The sequence below is a fragment of the Aeromonas sp. QDB11 genome (assembly GCF_027705265.1).
In the GTDB taxonomy this organism is placed as follows: domain Bacteria; phylum Pseudomonadota; class Gammaproteobacteria; order Enterobacterales; family Aeromonadaceae; genus Aeromonas; species Aeromonas allosaccharophila.
Map to the genome: position 1 here is coordinate 1 of NZ_JAPDBM010000014.1, position 16,855 is coordinate 16,855.

17 protein-coding genes and 1 other annotated feature are annotated in these 16,855 nt (G+C 59.3%); of the genes, 8 read left to right on the forward strand and 9 right to left on the reverse strand.

The annotated features are described in order from the left end of the window. Positions 1–76: 76 nt before the first annotated feature. Complete coding sequence (locus OKC40_RS06660; protein WP_270794557.1) at positions 77–700, forward strand: hypothetical protein; 624 nt, start codon at positions 77–79, stop codon at positions 698–700. Positions 701–733: 33 nt separating this feature from the next. Here the strand turns inward: OKC40_RS06660 and hisIE are convergent, their stop codons facing one another. From hisIE to hisG, 8 genes are all read right to left on the reverse strand, one after another. After that, entirely contained in the window at positions 734–1,354 is a 621-nt protein-coding gene (gene hisIE / locus OKC40_RS06665; protein ID WP_270794559.1) for a bifunctional phosphoribosyl-AMP cyclohydrolase/phosphoribosyl-ATP diphosphatase HisIE, read from the reverse strand. A 113-nt stretch (positions 1,355–1,467) separates the two neighbouring features. After that, the gene (hisF, locus tag OKC40_RS06670) at positions 1,468–2,241 is read right to left on the reverse strand and encodes an imidazole glycerol phosphate synthase subunit HisF (protein ID WP_204479346.1); all 774 of its coding nucleotides are present in this window, start codon (positions 2,239–2,241) and stop codon (positions 1,468–1,470) included. Then, positions 2,241–3,002, reverse strand: coding sequence for a 1-(5-phosphoribosyl)-5-[(5-phosphoribosylamino)methylideneamino]imidazole-4-carboxamide isomerase (gene hisA, locus OKC40_RS06675; protein WP_182969026.1), 762 nt, complete (start codon positions 3,000–3,002; stop codon positions 2,241–2,243). Before hisA ends, hisF begins: the two co-directional genes overlap by 1 nt. Further along, positions 3,003–3,632 carry an imidazole glycerol phosphate synthase subunit HisH gene (hisH, locus tag OKC40_RS06680; RefSeq protein WP_182969025.1) on the reverse strand — a complete coding sequence of 210 codons (630 nt, stop codon included), beginning with the start codon at positions 3,630–3,632 and terminating at the stop codon, positions 3,003–3,005. After that, positions 3,632–4,741, reverse strand: a complete 1,110-nt coding sequence (gene hisB, locus OKC40_RS06685; RefSeq protein WP_182969024.1) for a bifunctional histidinol-phosphatase/imidazoleglycerol-phosphate dehydratase HisB — start codon at positions 4,739–4,741, stop codon at positions 3,632–3,634. The genes hisH and hisB overlap by 1 nt, the downstream gene beginning before the upstream one ends. A 15-nt stretch (positions 4,742–4,756) precedes the next feature. Beyond that, a complete protein-coding gene (gene hisC, locus OKC40_RS06690) occupies positions 4,757–5,827 on the reverse strand; it encodes a histidinol-phosphate transaminase (protein WP_182969023.1) in 1,071 nt (356 codons plus the stop codon). Further along, complete coding sequence (gene hisD, locus OKC40_RS06695) at positions 5,824–7,149, reverse strand: histidinol dehydrogenase (RefSeq protein WP_270794564.1); 1,326 nt, start codon at positions 7,147–7,149, stop codon at positions 5,824–5,826. Before hisD ends, hisC begins: the two co-directional genes overlap by 4 nt. A gap of 12 nt (positions 7,150–7,161) precedes the next feature. After that, positions 7,162–8,058, reverse strand: coding sequence for an ATP phosphoribosyltransferase (hisG, locus tag OKC40_RS06700; protein WP_071910208.1), 897 nt, complete (start codon positions 8,056–8,058; stop codon positions 7,162–7,164). A 25-nt stretch (positions 8,059–8,083) separates the two neighbouring features. Next, positions 8,084–8,212, reverse strand: a sequence feature (His leader region). Positions 8,213–8,400: 188 nt separating this feature from the next. Here hisG and OKC40_RS06705 point away from each other — a divergent pair. From OKC40_RS06705 to rnd, 7 genes are all read left to right on the forward strand, one after another. Then, positions 8,401–8,646 carry a hypothetical protein gene (locus OKC40_RS06705; protein WP_163128445.1) on the forward strand — a complete coding sequence of 82 codons (246 nt, stop codon included), beginning with the start codon at positions 8,401–8,403 and terminating at the stop codon, positions 8,644–8,646. A 67-nt stretch (positions 8,647–8,713) separates the two neighbouring features. Next, complete coding sequence (locus tag OKC40_RS06710; protein WP_270794567.1) at positions 8,714–10,624, forward strand: ATP-dependent DNA helicase; 1,911 nt, start codon at positions 8,714–8,716, stop codon at positions 10,622–10,624. A gap of 90 nt (positions 10,625–10,714) precedes the next feature. After that, a complete protein-coding gene (gene tsaB, locus OKC40_RS06715; protein ID WP_270794569.1) occupies positions 10,715–11,416 on the forward strand; it encodes a tRNA (adenosine(37)-N6)-threonylcarbamoyltransferase complex dimerization subunit type 1 TsaB in 702 nt (233 codons plus the stop codon). Positions 11,417–11,534: 118 nt separating this feature from the next. After that, positions 11,535–12,050 carry a Slp family lipoprotein gene (locus OKC40_RS06720; protein ID WP_111901496.1) on the forward strand — a complete coding sequence of 172 codons (516 nt, stop codon included), beginning with the start codon at positions 11,535–11,537 and terminating at the stop codon, positions 12,048–12,050. Between the two features lie 8 nt (positions 12,051–12,058). Further along, a complete protein-coding gene (locus OKC40_RS06725) occupies positions 12,059–12,937 on the forward strand; it encodes an alpha/beta fold hydrolase (RefSeq protein ID WP_270794570.1) in 879 nt (292 codons plus the stop codon). Between the two features lie 197 nt (positions 12,938–13,134). Beyond that, a complete protein-coding gene (gene fadD / locus OKC40_RS06730; RefSeq protein WP_270794625.1) occupies positions 13,135–14,811 on the forward strand; it encodes a long-chain-fatty-acid--CoA ligase FadD in 1,677 nt (558 codons plus the stop codon). Positions 14,812–14,919: 108 nt separating this feature from the next. Next, entirely contained in the window at positions 14,920–16,032 is a 1,113-nt protein-coding gene (gene rnd / locus OKC40_RS06735; RefSeq protein WP_234602422.1) for a ribonuclease D, read from the forward strand. A gap of 176 nt (positions 16,033–16,208) precedes the next feature. On the opposite strand, the gene OKC40_RS06740 is transcribed toward rnd, so the two are convergent. After that, the gene (locus OKC40_RS06740) at positions 16,209–16,853 is read right to left on the reverse strand and encodes an MBL fold metallo-hydrolase (RefSeq protein ID WP_270794572.1); all 645 of its coding nucleotides are present in this window, start codon (positions 16,851–16,853) and stop codon (positions 16,209–16,211) included. Positions 16,854–16,855: the final 2 nt, after the last annotated feature.

A 16,855-nucleotide genomic window follows, 5' to 3' on the forward strand; every position in this document is an offset into this window, starting at 1 on the left:
CACAGGCCTATAAGTATTTGTTTTGTAGGCAAAAAACTATTTTTAATTTTTAACAAAATGTTCACGATCTCGCCCTGTGGTATGGCCTACATTAAACAATCCGCGAGCCTTACTGGAGGTAGTTACTGCGGTCAGTGATAGTTTAGAGTTAAGTTTAAGACAAACAGAACAAATCATAGATCGTTTGCTTTTTGTTATATCCAAACCTAGGAGGAGAAAAGTTAACCTTATTTTTCTTATGTATCTTTTTGCACTGCATGAAAAAGATTATCAATTATATTCTGGTGTTGCTGATGGGGTGTTGTTACACACACATGACATATCCAATGAAAAATCCATCGCATATAATATTAATCTTAAGAAAGATGTGATTATGGATGTGTATATAAAAGCTAGCACTGAAATAGGTAATGTTATTTGTAGTGTACCTAACAATGCTGATATGACTAACCCATTTGAGGATGGGTTGTACAAGGTGTCTCTTCGTGAAACAATAAAGTTTTCGTATCAGTTCATGTTGGATGATAAATACAATCATAAAGATGACCATGAACTACGAGGGATAACTAGAAAATATGAGGATAATAAACCTCTAAGTGCGCAGGAAAATTCTATTTTAGCTAAGAAGGAAATCTCTTTGTTGGAGAGTAATCTTTCGTTATATAAAAACTTAGTAGAATTGGCTGTCCATCTTGATTAAGTAAAGCCGGGATAACCCGGCTTTACTATCAACTTATTTATTATGTCGCTCGTAAAGTCGCTGAACGACATCCTGTAATCCCAGCCCTTCGTTTTGCAGCAGTACGGTCAGGTGGTAGAGCAGATCGGCGGATTCGTTGATGAGCTCCTCCCGATCCTTGGCCATGGCGGCCAGCGCTACCTCGACACCTTCTTCACCGACCTTCTGGGCGATGCGCTTGGTGCCTTTGCCATAGAGGCTGGCGGTGTAGCTGGTGGCCGGATCGGCCCCTTTGCGGGCCGCCAGGATCTGCTCCAGCTCCGCCAGAAAACCGAGCGGTGGCAGCGGGTGGCCATTAAAGCAGGATGCTGTGCCCTTGTGGCAGGTGGGGCCGACGGGGTTGGCAGCAATCAGCAGGGAATCCTGATCGCAGTCGGTGCTGATGGCCACGAGTTTGAGCACGTTGCCCGAGCTTTCACCCTTGGTCCAGAGCCGCTGTTTGCTGCGGCTAAAGAAGGTGACCTGACCGGTGGTCTGGGTCTTTTCCAGCGCCTCGCGGGTCATAAAGCCCTGCATCAGCACCTCACCGCTGGCGGCGTGCTGGACGATGGCGGGGATCATGCCGTCGCACTTAGCCCAGTCGAGCTGTTCAATTAATAAGCTGGAATTATGCACGGGAATCGGCTCCTTTATTATCAGACCGGCACTCAGGGCGGGGGATCATGGCGCATTTGCACTTTTCCCAGTCGAGCCGCTCCACGAGCGGGATCGGGTTTGCAATATCTTGATTATTCACGGATGGCGACTCCTTCATTTTTCAGCCAGCGTTTCAATTCGGGAATGGGAATAAGGCCCTTGTGGAACACCGAGGCGGCCAGCGCTCCGTCCACATCGGCGAGGGTAAAGGCATCGCGAAAATGTTCCATGGCACCGGCGCCGCCGGAGGCGATCAGCGGTACCTTGCAGACGCTGCGCACCAGCTTGAGCTGGTCGAGATCATAACCCTGACGCATGCCGTCCTGATTCATCACGTTCAGCACGATTTCGCCCGCGCCGCGCTTTTGCACCTCCTGCACCCAGTCGAGTGTGTGCCAGGCGGTGGTGCGGGTGCGACTCTCGTCACCGGTAAACTGTTTGACCTGATAGTGGCCCGTGTCGGCGTCAAAGTAGGAGTCAATGCCCACCACCACGCACTGCACGCCAAAGCGCTCGGCCAGTCGGCTGATCAGGGTCGGGTCGGCCAGCGCAGGGGAGTTGATGGAGACCTTGTCGGCGCCAAATTCAAGGATCTGGCGGGCGTCTTCGACGCTCTTGATGCCACCGGCGACGCAGAAGGGGATATCGATCACCTCCGCTACCCGGCTGACCCAGCTCTTGTCCACTACCCGCGCATCGCTGGAGGCTGTGATGTCATAGAACACCAGCTCGTCAGCGCCCTCTTCGGCGTAGCGGCGGGCCAACTCGACAATACCACCCATCACCTCGTGATTGCGAAACTGCACCCCTTTGACCACCACGCCATCTTTCACGTCGAGGCAGGGGATAATGCGTCTTGCCAGCATCAGTTGCCTCCTGTGGTAACGGCCGCGGGGGCTTGCCAGCAGGCGATGGCGTCCCCCACCGAGAATTTGCCCTCCAGCAGAGCGCGGCCAAGGATGATCCCCTTGACGCCGGAGCCCTTGAGCGCCTCGATATCCTCGATGCCGCCAATGCCGCCGGAGGCCTGAAAGGCGACGCTCGGGTAGCGGGCACAGAGATCCCGATAGAGTTCGACGTTGGTGCCAGCCAGGGTGCCGTCACGGCTGATGTCGGTGCAGAGCACATGCTTGAGCCCGGCGGGAAGGAAGCGCTCGATCAGCTCCTCGATGGTCACACCGCTGTTCTCCTGCCAGCCTGCCACCGCGATATGGCGATTGCCCTGCTCATCGATATTGACGTCCAGCGCCAGCACGATCTGCTCGGGGCCATATTTCTCCATCCAGCTCGCCACCAGATCCGGGGATTTGACGGCGGTGGAGCCAATCACCACCCGGCTGGCACCGGCGGCCAGCAGATCCGCCACATCCTGTTCGGTACGCACGCCGCCGCCGACCTGCACTGGCGCTTCGGTGGCTGACAGCAGTTGGGTCAGCAGGGGCAGCTGGCGCGCCTTGGCATCCTTGGCTCCGTCCAGATCTACCAGATGGAGCTGCACCGCCCCCTGGGAGACATATTCATCGAAGCGGGCCTGCGGGCTGCTGCTGTATTCGGTCTTCTGGTCGTAGTCCCCCTGATAGAGGCGAACCACCTGACCGTTGATAAGGTCAATTGCGGGAATGATCATTCATAGCTCCAGAAAATTTTGCAGCAAACGGGCACCGGCTGCGCCTGAGCGCTCCGGGTGGAATTGGGCGCCAAAGAAGTTGTCACGGGCGACAATCGCGGTAAAAGGCTTGCCGTAGTCGCAGGTCGCCAGCGTCGCCTCGGTCACCTCCAGCGCATAGGAGTGCACGAAGTAGAAGTAGCTGCCGCTCGGGATCCCCTTGAGCAGAGGATGGGTCTCGTCATGCTCAATCTGGTTCCAACCCATATGGGGCAGGCGCAGATTACCCACCTCCATCAGGCGGATCTTGCCCGGCACTATGCCAAGGCAGTCGATAAGCCGCTCTGACGAGTCATCCGTACCCATGCTCTCTTCGGAGGCCTCTGCCAGCATCTGCATGCCGAGGCAAAAGCCCAGCAGCGGCTGCTTGGCGGCGCGAATAAGGGGCACCAGCCCGCGCTCGTTGAGGTTTTTCATGGCGGCCACCGCAGTGCCGACACCGGGCAGGATCAGCTTGTCCGCCTGCTCGATATCGGCAGCCAGGCTGGAGACCAGCGGCTGTACGCCGAGGCGCTCGAACGCCATTCTGACCGAGGCCAGATTGGCGCAGCCGGTGTCGATGATGACCAGCTTCTGCTTGCTCACATCCATCACAGCACTCCCTTGCTGGAGGGAAGCTCGCTCCCTTCCACCCGAATGGCCTGACGCAGGGCGCGGCCAAAGCCTTTGAACAGCGCCTCCACCTGATGGTGGGTGTTGCCGCTGCCCACCTTCATCTGCAATGTGATGGCCATGGCATCCGACAGCGAGCGGAAGAAGTGGGGCACCATCTCGGTAGCCATCTCGCCCACGCTGTCGCGGCCAAATCCGCTCGGGCAATCAAACACGAAGTAGGGGCGACCGCTGAGATCCAGCGCTGTGCTCACCTCCTGCTCGGTCAGCGGGCGCGCATCGATCACTGCCTGCACCTCGTCCATCGCCAGCACGAAGCCGAAACGGCCGATACCGCGCTTGTTGCCAAGGGCTTGACGCAGCGCCTGACCGAGGGCCAGACCGACGTCTTCCACCGTGTGGTGATCGTCGATATGCAGATCACCGCTGACGTTCAGCTTGAGCTGGAAACCGGCGTGGGTCGCTATCTGATCCAGCATGTGATCAAAGAAGCCGATGCCGGTGGCGATCTGGTTGCCACCGCTCTTGTCCAAATCTACCGCTACCTGAATGCGGGTCTCCTTGGTGTTACGCTCCACCGAGGCTACGCGCCCCTTGGACAACAGCTGATCACGGATGGCGAGCCAGTCGTGATCCTGTGGGTGGTAGCGAATACCGCCAATGCCCATATTCTCGGCCAGCTGCAGATCGGTCTGGCGATCGCCAATCACGAAGGAGTTGGCAAAGTCGATACGACCGGAGGCGAGATACTCCTTTACCAGCCCGAGGTGGGGCTTGCGGCAGCTGCAGCCGTCCGTGGGAAAGTGCGGGCAGATCAGCACCTGTTCCCACTTCACCCCTTGCGATTCAAACAGGTGCATCATCAGGTCGTGGGGTGGCTGGAAGTTCTCCAGCGGCAGGCTGGCGGTGCCCAACCCATCCTGGTTGGTCACCATCACCAGCACATAGCCGGCGGCCTGCAACTCGCGCAGCACCGGAATGACCATGGGCTCGAAGCGCAGTTTGGCGAGGCTATCAACCTGCTTGTCGGTCACCGGCTCTTCAATCAGGGTGCCGTCACGGTCGATAAACAAAAACGGGGTATTCATCGCTACATCCTTGTCTTACAAAGGGGGAGAGGGCAGATCACGCAGCACGGCCAGCACGGCATCCATCTCGCCCTGATAGCTGATGGTGACGCGAACGCTGTTATCAAGACCGGGTTTGGTCGAGAAATCTCGCAGTATGATGCCGGCGGCCTTCATGGCAGCAAAGACGGCGGCGCCATCCACAAAGCGCACCAGCACGAAGTTGCCCTTGTCTTCGAATACTTCCTTCACGCAGGCAAGCGTTGCCAGCTCTGCCTTGAAGGCGGCTTTTTGCTTGTTGAGCTCCATCACTCGCTCCTGCATCAACTCCAGCCCCATGGGGGAGAGTGCCTGCGCTGCGATCTGGGCGATGGGCTCGGGGATGGGATAGGGGGCGATCACCTTGGCCAGCATGGCGATCACCTCGGGGCTTGCCAGCGTAAAGCCGCAGCGGATCCCCGCCAGCGCAAAAGCCTTGGAGAGGGTGCGGGTCACCACCAGATTGGGGAAGCGGGCCAGCAGGTCCACCACGGACGCCTCGGGGCAGAACTCGATATAGGCTTCGTCCACCACCACGATGGCGCGATCCCGAGCTTTTTCCAGCAGGGCGATAAGGCCGTCGCGTCCCACCAGATCCCCGGTGGGGTTGTTGGGGGAGCAGAGAAACACCAGTTTCACGTCGGACAGGCGATCGGCAATGGCGGGCCAGTCCGGTTGGCGGCTGGCGGTCAGCGGCTGTTCGACGATGCCAACGCCACAGGTCTCGGCGCTGATGGCGTACATGCCGTAGGTGGGCGGGCAGATGAGGATCTGATCCTCACCCGCTTCGCAGAAGGTGCGAATAAGCAGCTCGATGGCCTCGTCGGCGCCGCGGCTCACCAGCACCTGATCGGGATTAACCCCGGCGTAGGCGGCATAGCCGTTCACCACCTCGGCCGGTTGGCACTCGGGGTAGCGGTTGAGGCGGCTCCCCTCGATGGTAAAGGGATAGGCCTGCGGCGCCTCGTTGGCATTGAGCCAGACGTGGCCCTTGCCGCCGATGCGGCGGGCGGATTGATAAGGGGTGAGGGCCCGCACCACGCGGCGCGCCAGATTGGCAATGCTCATGACAAATCCTTCTGCTGTGCTGTTGGTTGGGGCGCGGCGGCCAGGGCGTTCAATCTGAGGGTGACAGCGTTCTTGTGGCCATCGAGCCCTTCGGCCTCTGCGATGCGCTCGACGATGGGGCCAAGGCCGCGAATACCTTCGGCGCTCAGCTCCTGCACCGTATAGCGGCGCTGATAATCGGCGAGGCCAAGGCTCGAGCAGGTGCGGGCATAGCCATAGGTAGGCAGCGTGTGGTTGGTGCCGCTGGCGTAATCGCCGACCGACTCGGGGGTCCATGCTCCCAGAAAGATGGAACCGGCGTTCTCGAGTTTATCCAGCAGATCGCGCGGGGCTCGGGTCTGCACGATCAGGTGTTCCGGCGCATAGGCGTTGGAGATGGCGCACGCCTCGGCCAGATCGTCACAGAGGATCACCAGACTGCTGCCGAGCGCCTGCGCGGCGATATCGCGGCGGCTCAACTTGGCCAGCTGGCTCTTTATTTCCCCTGCGATGGCATCGGCCAGCAGGGGGGAGGTGGTCACCAGCACCACCTGGCTGTCGGGGCCATGCTCGGCCTGGGAGAGCAGATCCGCCGCCACGAAGGCGGGGTTGGCGCTCTCGTCGGCGATCACCAGCACCTCGGAGGGGCCGGCGGGCATATCGATGGCAGCGCCGCGCCAGTCGCGCGAAACCTGCCCCTTGGCTTCGGTCACATAGGCGTTGCCCGGGCCGAAGATCTTGTCCACCTTGGGAATGCTTTCTGTGCCGTACGCCATGGCGGCGATGGCCTGGGCACCGCCGATGGCGAACACCTTCTCGACCCCGCAGGCACGGGCGGCAAACAGAATTTCGTCGCTGGCGGGGGACGGGGTGCAGAGCACCACTTCACGGCAACCGGCCAGGCGTGCCGGAATGGCCAGCATCATCACGGTGGAGGGGAGCGACGCGCTACCCCCCGGCACATAGAGGCCAACCCGGCTGATGGGCTGGGTGCGTAGCTCGCACACCACCCCGGGCTGGGTTTCCACCCGCACTACCGGCTGCACTTGCGCGGCGTGGAAGGTGCGAATATTGGCAATGGCCGCTTCGATGGCGTTTTTGATGTCGTCATCCAGTCGCGCGCAGGCCGCTTCAATTTCGGCCTCGCTGACGCGCAACTGCTCACGGGGGGCGCGCTCGAAGCGCAGGCTCAGCTCACGCAGCGCCTCATCGCCCCGGCTGCGCACCGCAGTGATGATATCCCGCACCACGACGCCGATATCGGCCTCGTCATTGAGGGCGGGCCGGGTCAGCACGTCGGCCTGCTGGGCGGGAGAGAGGGTCTTCCAGATCAGGGTCTGCATGATGTCTCTTCCTTATTCCATCATCTTCTCGATGGGCAGCACCAGAATGGAGCTGGCACCGAGGGCCTTGAGCTGTTCCATGGTCTCCCAGAACAGGGTCTCGCTAGAGACGACGTGCAGGGCCACCTGATTGGTGTCACCGGCCAGCTGCATGATGGTGGGGCGCTCGGCACCCGGCAGCAGATCGGTGATGGCATCGAGCTTGTCTTTGGGGGCGTGCAGCATGATGTATTTGCTCTCGCGGGCCTGCTGCATCCCCTGAATGCGGGGCAGCAGTTTGTCGATCAGCTTCTGCTTGGCATCGGACAGGGGGTTGGGGGCCTGTACCAGCACCGCCTTGGAGCGGTAGATCACCTCCACCTCTTTCAGGCCATTGGCTTCCAGCGTCGCGCCGGTGGAGACCAGATCGCAGATGGCATCAGCCAGGCCCGCACGGGGTGCCACTTCCACCGAGCCGCCCAGCATCACGCTCTTGAAGCCAAGACCCTTTTCGTCAAAGAAGCGCTTGAGCAGCCCGGGGTAGGAGGTGGCGATGCGCTTGCCGGCCAAGCTCTCTGGCCCTGTGTAGGTCACATCTTCCGGCACCGCCAGCGAGAGGCGGCAGCCACCAAAGTCCAGCTGCTTGAGGGTTTTGACCTCGAAGGGGAGGCCTTGGGAGGCACGAATAAGCTGCACCTCTTCCAGCACGTTTTCGCCGATGATGCCAAGGTCGACCACCCCTTCCATCACCAATCCAGGGATGTCGTCATCACGCACCCGCAGGATATCGATGGGCATGTTCTCGACATGGGCGATAAGGCGCTGCTCGCGCAGGTTGATCTTGAGGCCGCAGCTCTTGAACAGGGCTTGGGAGTCCTGGCTCAGACGACCGGACTTTTGCATGGCGATACGCAGACGTTGTGTTTCCATTTGCTCGATTTCCTTCTAGTCAAAAACGAAAAAACCCTCGGAAGTGTGTGCTTCCGAGGGTTTATGAATCTTGCGGTCCTTTTGGAAGTCACCAGTTAAGTGTCTTCCAGCAGTCAACCTCCTGAAAGACTAGTCGGGATGATGATGGTGGTGATGAGTCTTCAGGGTGGTGAACTTCATGTAATCAATCCTTTACAAAATAAGATGTCGTAGTTGACGCCTGATTTAAACTACCTGCCTTGACAGAAAATGCAACCCGAAATTGTGATTTGATCGATTAAAGTTGAGAAAACGGTTTTCTGGTCGATAACTAGACAATAACCCCTTGCAGGAGTCGCCATCATGCCCAGCCAGGACCTGTTGTTCCCCATTTTGCCCCGGGCACCCGCTGCGCCCGGCAGCGAAGAGATCAAGCGGGAAGTGAACCAGATCAGCAAAAAGCACCAGCTGCGCAAGACCAGCACTGACAACAGTGACTCCCAGCAGCGCCAGCAGGCGTATAGCACGCCCGCCAAGCGTGATCAGCCAAAGGCGGAAGAGGGCGATCACAAACCGGATCCCGACCATCAGATCGATCTGTTCGTCTGAACAGATTATCTGTCCCGCTTTTGCCGCGCTTTTGGCATAATGGCCGCTTTTGCTGCGGGACGCCCTTTTGACCATCCAGACCCTGTTCAAGCCAGATGGCCCTCTGGCCAGCCATATCGACGGTTTCAAAGCCCGCGCTCCCCAACTGGAGATGGCCGAAGCGGTCGCGCGCGCCATCAAGAGTGGTGGCCGTCTGTTGGTGGAGGCGGGAACGGGCACCGGCAAGACCTATGCTTATCTGGTTCCTGCGCTGGAGTCCGGCAAACGGGTGGTGATCAGCACCGGCTCCAAGAACCTGCAGGAGCAGCTTTTCTATCGGGATCTCCCGACCATCACAGGCGCGCTCTCCTACACCCCGCCGGTGGCCTTGCTCAAGGGTCGCAGCAACTATCTCTGCATCGAGCGGATGAACCGGCTCTTGAGTGAATCCCATCTGCAAAAGCCTGAAATCCTGAACGATCTGGTGAAGGTCAAGTCCTGGTCTACCGCCACCGATAACGGCGATGTGGGGGATATTCCGGGATTGCAGGAGAACGCCGAGATCCTGGCTCACGTCACCAGCACCAACGACAACTGCCTCGGTCGCGACTGCCCCTATTACGACGACTGCCATCTGGTGGTGGCCCGACGCCGCGCCATGGATGCCCAGGTGGTGGTGATCAACCACCACCTCTTCTTCGCCGATATGGCGGTGAAAGACACCGGATTTGGCGAGTTAGTGCCAGAAGCACAAGTCTATGTCTTTGACGAGGCACACCAGCTGCCGGAGATCGCCACCAACTACTTCGGCAAGTCGGTGGGCAGCCGAACCATCCAGGATCTGGCGCAGGATATCCAGCTGGCCTATCGCGCCGAGGCCCACGATATGGCCCAGCTTGGCAAGGCGGCGGACCGGCTCTCCATCGCCAGCCAGGATCTGCGTCTGGCCTTCGGGGTGGATGGTGGTCGCGGCAATACCCGTGACATGCTGCGCCAATCGCTCTGGGGCCAGGCGTTGGCTCGTCTCAACGACGCCATCGGGCTCTGCTACGAGGTGCTCAAACTCGCGCTCGGCCGTGGCGAGCAGCTGGATCACGCGTTCGAGCGGATCTGCGAGCTGCGCACCCGCCTTGGCGAGGTGCTGGCGGTCAACCAGACCGGTTTCTCCTACTGGTATGACTGCTCGCGGCTCCATTTTTCCCTCAATTTGACGCCGCTCTCGGTGGCCGAGCGATTCAGTGCCGAGGTGCAAAAGCCGGAGGTGGCCTGGGTCTTTACCTCCGCCACCCTGACGGTGGATATGCGTTTTGATCACTTCAAGGCTGAGTTGGGGCTGGCGGGCAGTGCCGAGCTGATCCTCGACAGTCCGTTCGACTATGCCGAGCAGGCGCGGCTCTGTGTGCCCCGCTATTTGCCCGAGCCCAACGCCTTTGGCCGTGGCGAGCAGCTGGCCAATCTGATGATCCCGCTTATCAACAAGACGCCGGGGGGCTGTTTCTTCCTCTGCACCAGCCATCAGGTGATGCGTCAGGTGGCCGAGGTGCTGCGCCGGGAGATTGGCCGCACCGTGCTGCTGCAGGGGGAAGACAACAAGCAACGGTTGCTCAAGGAATTTGTCGAGAATGGCCGCGCCGTGCTGGTGGCGACCAGCAGTTTTTGGGAGGGTATCGACGTGCGAGGGGCTGCGTTGTCGTGTGTTATTATCGACAAGCTGCCGTTTGCCAGCCCCGATGATCCGCTGCTCAAGGCGCGGGTCGATGATTGCAAGCTCAAGGGGGGTGATCCCTTCGCCGAGCTGCAGTTGCCCAAGGCGGTGATTGCCCTCAAACAGGGGGTGGGGCGGCTTATTCGTGATCGCAGTGATCACGGGGTGCTGGTGATCTGTGATCCACGGATGGTCAACAAACCTTACTGCGCCACCTTTATCAAGAGTCTGCCCGCCATCCCCCGTACCCGGGAGTTGGGGACGCTGGGGAGCTTTTTCGATCGCGGTGAATAAGTGTGCCGCCAGCTAACAGATTTGAACAACGGGTGAGCATATCTCGCTTGCCGGTTATGTAATTGACTGATTTTATAGAGATTGGAAAGCATGAACGAGTTGAAGATCCTGGCCGTAGATACCGCCACCGAAGCCTGCTCCGCTGCCTTGCTGGTGGGTGACAAGCTGTTCTCCCGCTGGGAGGAGGCGCCACGGGATCACACCCGAAAAATCCTGCCCATGGTTCAGGCTGTGTTAGAGGATGCCGGGATAACGTTGAGTGATCTTGACGCCATCGCGTTCGGTCGCGGCCCGGGCTCCTTTACCGGCGTGCGGATCGGTATTGGCGTTGCGCAAGGGCTGGCGTTTGGTGCGGGTGTGCCGCTGATTGGCATCTCGACCCTGGCCGCCATGGCGCAAGGTGCCTATCGACTGGACGGCGCCGAGCAGGTGCTGACCGCCATCGATGCGCGGATGAACGAGGTCTATTTTGGCCGCTATGCGCTGAACGATGGCCGCATGCAGCTGGTGGGCGACGAGGTGGTGAGCGATCCTGCGGCACTGGTTGACGTCCGTGGCAAGCTGACGGGTCGTCTGACCTGCGTTGGTACCGGTTTTGAGACCTATGGCGAGATCTTGAGTGGTCTGGCCGATGAGCTGGCGGTGAGTCAGGTACGCTTCCCGGCGGCAGAAGATATGTTGCCGCTGGCCCGCGCCGCCTGGCTGGCGGGGGAGGCGGTGCCGGTGGAGCAGGCGACGCCGGTCTATTTGCGTGACAAGGTGACCTGGAAAAAACTGCCGGGTCGCGAATAAGGGCAGGAGCACTGACAGCATGTCGCTCTTGCCGCTCATCAGCTGCAACACAAGCGGATGGCCCGACGGGCCATGCTGGCAACAGGAGAGTGACATGATGCGTAAGACCAGAAGCGACATGATGAAACGCACAATGGTGGTCGGGGTGCTGGCCCTGCTACTCGGGGCCTGCAGCTCGGTCCCCAAGGAGCTGGCTTATGAACCCGAAAACCAGCTGGTGGCCTATCAACCCGCCCTTGGCGGAATGGAGGGCAAACCGGCCCGCTGGAGCGGCGTCATCTCGGCGGTGCACAACAAGGCGGATCAGAGCGTCATTGAAGTGGTCTATTTGCCGCTCAAGTCCAACGGCGTGCCGGAGCAGACCGAGCAGAGCCCGGGTCGCTTTCTGGCCATTATGAAGGGCTTTGTCGATCCGACTCTCTATGCCAAGGGGCGTAGCCTGACGGTGCTTGGCACCATAGGCCAACCGGTGGATAGCCAGATTGGCGAGCACAAGTACCGCTTCTCGGTGCTCAATGTGACGGGCAGCAAGCTGTGGCCGCCAGTCAAGGAGGTAGAGGTGCGCTATATGGACCCCTACTTCTACGACCCCTTCTATGATCCCTTCTGGCCGAGACGGCCGCTGCGTCGCTAAGGCTCGCCATGATCAACAGCATAAAGAGCACTCTGCACGAACGTCTGCTCACTCTGGCGGATGGTCGGCAGGTGGCCCTGCTGGAGAATCAACCCGCTGAGCATGATCAGCAGGGCAAACCCCTGCTGATCGCCCTGCATGGCTGGCTCGACAACAGTGCCAGCTTCTTGCCGCTGGCGCCGCATCTGGGGGATTTTCATCTCATCTGTGTCGATCTGCCGGGGCACGGTCACTCCGATCACAAAACCACTCCCTATGTCTTTGTTGACTGGCTGGACGATCTCTACCAGATCGCTCAGGCCGCAGGCTGGTCGCGTTTCACTCTGCTCGGCCACTCCCTCGGGGCACTGATCGCTTCGGCCTATGCCGGAGTCTTTCCCGAGCAGGTGGAGCGGCTGATCATGCTGGAGGGGATGGGGCCGCTCAGCCAGCCCGATGAGGAGGTGCCCGCCCAGCTGCGACGTGCGATTTTAAACCGCAGTCGCACCCGGGAACGCAGTACCAACGGTTTTTCCTCCATCGATGAAGCGGTGCTCGCCCGTTGCAAAGTGGCGGATATCACGCCGCAGGCGGCGCGCTTTATCTGTGAGCGGCAGCTTGAAGAGCGGGCAGGGCGCTGGCACTGGCGTAGCGACCCCCGCTTGCGGGATCTTTCGCCCCTTAGAATGAGCGAAGGGCAGGCCCGGGCGCTGATGGCGGCTATCCGCTGTCCGGTGCTGTTTATTCAGGGGGAGCAGGGCTTTGCTGCGCTGGAAACCCAATGGCAGTCGCGTCAGGATGCCTTCCAGCAGATCGAGCGGGTCATATTGGGTGGAAACCACCATTTTCACATGGAAAATTCGGTTGATACGGCCGTTTGTATCGTAAAGTTTTGTCAAGTTCGGTAGAATCGCCAGCTTTCAATAATTCCATGTTTGTTTTCTCCCTCACATTTTTCTGTTGTTAATTTGCTGTTAATTGATGTTGCGCTGTGTAAATATGGCGGCATTAGAGCATCAGCTTAAAACGATCGATTAAAATGGATGTGAACAGGGACGGAGGCAACACAGTGAGCGCACAGGTGTTAGTTATGCAGGAGAAGTTCGTGGAAAAAGTCTGGCTGAAGCGTTATCCGGAAGGGGTTCCCGCCGAGATCAATCCAGACCAGTACGGCTCTCTGGTTGAGATGTTCGAATCCTCGGTGACCCAGTTTGCCGACCAGCCCGCCTTCGTCAACATGGGACAGACCATCACCTATCGCCGCTTGGAAGAGCAGTCCCGCGCCTTTGCTGCCTATCTGCAAAACGAGCTGAAGCTGGAGAAGGGCGATCGGGTCGCGGTGATGATGCCGAACCTGCTGCAATATCCCATCGCCGTGTTCGGCATCCTGCGTGCCGGCATGATCGTGGTCAACGTCAACCCGCTCTACACCCCGCGCGAGCTGGAGCATCAGCTCAAAGACTCCGGTGCCAAGGCCATCGTTATCGTCTCCAACTTTGCCCATACCCTGGAAAAAGTGGTCTACGACACCCCGATCAAGCACGTTATCCTGACCCGGATGGGGGACAACCTGGGTCTTGCCAAAGGCACTCTGGTCAACTTCGTGGTCAAGTATGTCAAAAAGCTAGTGCCGAAATACAATCTGCCCGATGCCACCACCATGCGTCAGGCCCTCTCCAAGGGACGTTTCCTGCAGTACATCAAGCCGGAGATCACCAATGACGATCTCGCCTTCCTGCAGTACACCGGTGGCACCACCGGCCTCTCCAAAGGGGCCATGCTGACCCATCGCAACATGATTGCCAACGTCGAGCAGTGCCTCGGCGTCTATGGTCCCATGCTGGAGCGCGGCAAGGAGTTCGTGGTCACCGCATTGCCCCTCTATCACGTCTTTGCGCTTACCGTAAACTGCCTGCTCTTTATGCGCATCGGCGGTTATAACCTGCTGATCAGCAACCCGCGCGATATCCCGGGTTTTGTCAAAGAGATCAAGAAGTACCCCTTCACCTGTATTACCGGGGTCAACACCCTGTTCAATGCGCTGGTCAACAACGAAGAGTTTCAGGGGATCGCCTTTGACAAGCTCAAGCTGACCATCGGCGGCGGCATGGCGGTGCAGCGCGCGGTTGCGGAGAAGTGGAAGACACTGACCGATACCCCGCTGCTGGAAGGCTATGGCCTGACCGAGTGTTCGCCACTGGTGAGCGTCTGCCCCTACGATCTGACCGACTACAACGGCTCCATCGGTCTGCCGGTCTGCTCTACCGAGATCCGTCTGGTAGATGACAGCGGCCAGGTGGTTCACGCCCTCGGCACCCCGGGCGAGATGCAGGTTCGCGGCCCGCAGGTGATGGTGGGTTACTGGCAGCGCCCCGAGGCGACCGCCGAAGTGATGCAGGATGGCTGGCTCTGTACCGGTGATATCGCCGTGTGCGATGAGCAGGGCTTCTTCAAGATTGTTGACCGCAAGAAGGACATGATCCTGGTCTCCGGTTTCAACGTCTATCCGAACGAGATCGAAGATGTCGTTGCCCTGCACCCGAAAGTGCTGGAAGTGGCTGCCGTCGGCGTGCCGCACAAGGTCTCCGGCGAGCTGGTGAAGATCTTTGTGGTCAAGAAAGATGCAAAATTGCAGGAGGACGAGATTATTGCCCACTGCCGCAAACATCTGACTGCCTATAAGGTGCCGAAACTGGTAGAATTTCGTGACGAACTTCCCAAGACCAATGTGGGCAAGATCCTGCGCCGCGTACTGCGCGACGAGGAGATTGCCAAGCAATAACCGGACTGCGGCTGCAGAACCCTCTGCACACCAATACCGTCGTTATGCAAAACCGTGGGTCATCCCACGGTTTTTTCTTTTTGGCCCTGATCAACCGCGCAGGCACAGATGCAATATCAACTTATCACTCAGCAAGCCGACTTTGAGCACTATCTCGCTTCTCTGGCCGACGTTCCCCTGGCTATCGATACTGAATTCGTTCGCACCCGTACCTACTACCCCCAGCTTGGCTTGTTCCAGATCTATGACGGCGAGCATCTGGCGTTGCTGGATCCGCTGACGCTGGATCTCTCCGCCCTCTGGCAGCGACTGGGCCGGGAAGGGCAGATCGCCATCCTGCACGCCTCTGGCGAAGATCTGGAGCTTATCCAGCATCAGGCGGGCCACCTGCCCAACCAGATGCACGATACCCAGCTGGCCACCGCCTTCCTCGGTTACGGCGTCTCGGTCGGTTTTGGCGCGCTGGTTAACGAATTTCTCGGGGTCGAGCTGGAAAAAGATCAGGCGCGCACCGACTGGCTGGCTCGTCCGCTCACAGAACGTCAGCTCGAATACGCGGCGGCGGATGTGTTCTACCTGATGCCGCTCTACGAGAAGGTGATGGCCAAGCTGCGGGAAAGCGGCAAGTTTGCCTGGTTCGAGCAGGAGTGTCAGAACCACTCCGCCCGCAAGACCCAGGGTAGTGATCCCCGTCAGGCTTATCTTGAAATCGTCAACGCCTGGCAACTGGGTCGCCGCGAGCTTGCCATCCTGCGCGAGTTGGCCACCTGGCGCCAACAAGAGGCGGTACGCCGCGATCTGGCCCTCAACTTCGTGGTCAAGGAGCTGCACCTGTTCAAGGTGGCGGAGCGTCGTCCGACCTCCATGCGCGACCTCAACGAACTGGGACTGGCCCCCATCGAGATCAAGATCCATGGCAAGCGGATGCTCGATATCGTCGCCCGCGCCCAGCAGAGCGATCCTGACTGCTGGCCCGAGCCCATTCGCCGGCTGGTGGACTTCCCCCAATACAAGGCCGAGCTCAAGCGCATCAAGGCCATGGTGGAAGAGAAGGCCAAGGCCAGCAACATTCCGCCCGAGCTGATTGCCAGCAAGAAGATCATTCACCAGTACTTCACCTGGAGCTGGCGGATGAACGACGAAGAGCGGGCCCGCAGCGACAAGCCGATGCTGCTGCAAGGGTGGCGTCATGAGCTGGTAGGTCACCTGCTGGCACAATAAGCCACCAGAGTGTTGCACCGATAAATCAATCCTCACCCCAGGGTGGGGATTTTTATTGGGCGAAAGGTAACACCGGACATGCCGAATTGGGGAACGCAGGGGGGGCGTGGTTGGCCCGGAATTGAGAATACAAAAAAGAGAGAAAAGGCAGCGGCTAACACCGCTGCCTTTTTTGATCACCAGATAGGCTGGGTCAGGTAGGGATTGCTCACCTTCTCGCGACCGAAGGTGGAGCTGGGGCCGTGGCCCGGGATAAAGACGATCTCGTCGCCGAGCGGCAGCAGGGTTTCGGTGATCGACTTGATCAGCATCCCGTGATCGCCACGGGGGAAGTCGGTGCGGCCGATGCTGCCGGCAAACAGCACATCGCCGACCCAGGCAAGTTTTTCGGCCCGGGAGAGCAGCACGATATGACCCGGGGTGTGGCCGGGGCAGAAGTAGACCTCCAGCTCGCACTGGCCAACTTGCACCTTGTCGCCCTGTTCAAGCCAGCGATCCGGCGTGAAGGCGGGGGTATGGGCGAAGCCGAACATCTGGCTCTGCTGGGGCAGCATGTTGAGCCAGAAGGCGTCTTCCTTATGGGGGCCGGTAATGGCGACACCGGTCTTTTCCCGCAACTCTGCCGCGGCACCCACATGGTCCAGATGACCGTGGGTCAGCAGGATGTGGGTCAGGGTCAGCCCGCGCTTGGCGATGGCCGCCAGCAGCTTGTCTGCTTCGCCGCCCGGGTCGATCAGCGCCGCCTGATGGGTCTCGTCACACCAGATGAGGGAGCTGTTCTGGGCGAACTGGGTGACCGGGATCACCTCGAATTTCAACATGT

What these genes read in the sequence shown, in the direction of transcription:
- hisF (WP_204479346.1), bottom strand. Translation starts at nt 2,241, where the DNA reads ATGCTGGCAAGACGCATTATCCCCTGCCTCGACGTGAAAGATGGCGTG.
- hisA (WP_182969026.1), bottom strand. Translation starts at nt 3,002, where the DNA reads ATGATCATTCCCGCAATTGACCTTATCAACGGTCAGGTGGTTCGCCTC.
- hisH (WP_182969025.1), bottom strand. Translation starts at nt 3,632, where the DNA reads ATGGATGTGAGCAAGCAGAAGCTGGTCATCATCGACACCGGCTGCGCC.
- hisB (WP_182969024.1), bottom strand. Translation starts at nt 4,741, where the DNA reads ATGAATACCCCGTTTTTGTTTATCGACCGTGACGGCACCCTGATTGAA.
- hisC (WP_182969023.1), bottom strand. Translation starts at nt 5,827, where the DNA reads ATGAGCATTGCCAATCTGGCGCGCCGCGTGGTGCGGGCCCTCACCCCT.
- hisD (WP_270794564.1), bottom strand. Translation starts at nt 7,149, where the DNA reads ATGCAGACCCTGATCTGGAAGACCCTCTCTCCCGCCCAGCAGGCCGAC.
- hisG (WP_071910208.1), bottom strand. Translation starts at nt 8,058, where the DNA reads ATGGAAACACAACGTCTGCGTATCGCCATGCAAAAGTCCGGTCGTCTG.
- OKC40_RS06705 (WP_163128445.1), top strand. Translation starts at nt 8,401, where the DNA reads ATGCCCAGCCAGGACCTGTTGTTCCCCATTTTGCCCCGGGCACCCGCT.
- tsaB (WP_270794569.1), top strand. Translation starts at nt 10,715, where the DNA reads ATGAACGAGTTGAAGATCCTGGCCGTAGATACCGCCACCGAAGCCTGC.
- OKC40_RS06720 (WP_111901496.1), top strand. Translation starts at nt 11,535, where the DNA reads ATGATGAAACGCACAATGGTGGTCGGGGTGCTGGCCCTGCTACTCGGG.
- OKC40_RS06725 (WP_270794570.1), top strand. Translation starts at nt 12,059, where the DNA reads ATGATCAACAGCATAAAGAGCACTCTGCACGAACGTCTGCTCACTCTG.
- rnd (WP_234602422.1), top strand. Translation starts at nt 14,920, where the DNA reads ATGCAATATCAACTTATCACTCAGCAAGCCGACTTTGAGCACTATCTC.
- OKC40_RS06740 (WP_270794572.1), bottom strand. Translation starts at nt 16,853, where the DNA reads ATGTTGAAATTCGAGGTGATCCCGGTCACCCAGTTCGCCCAGAACAGC.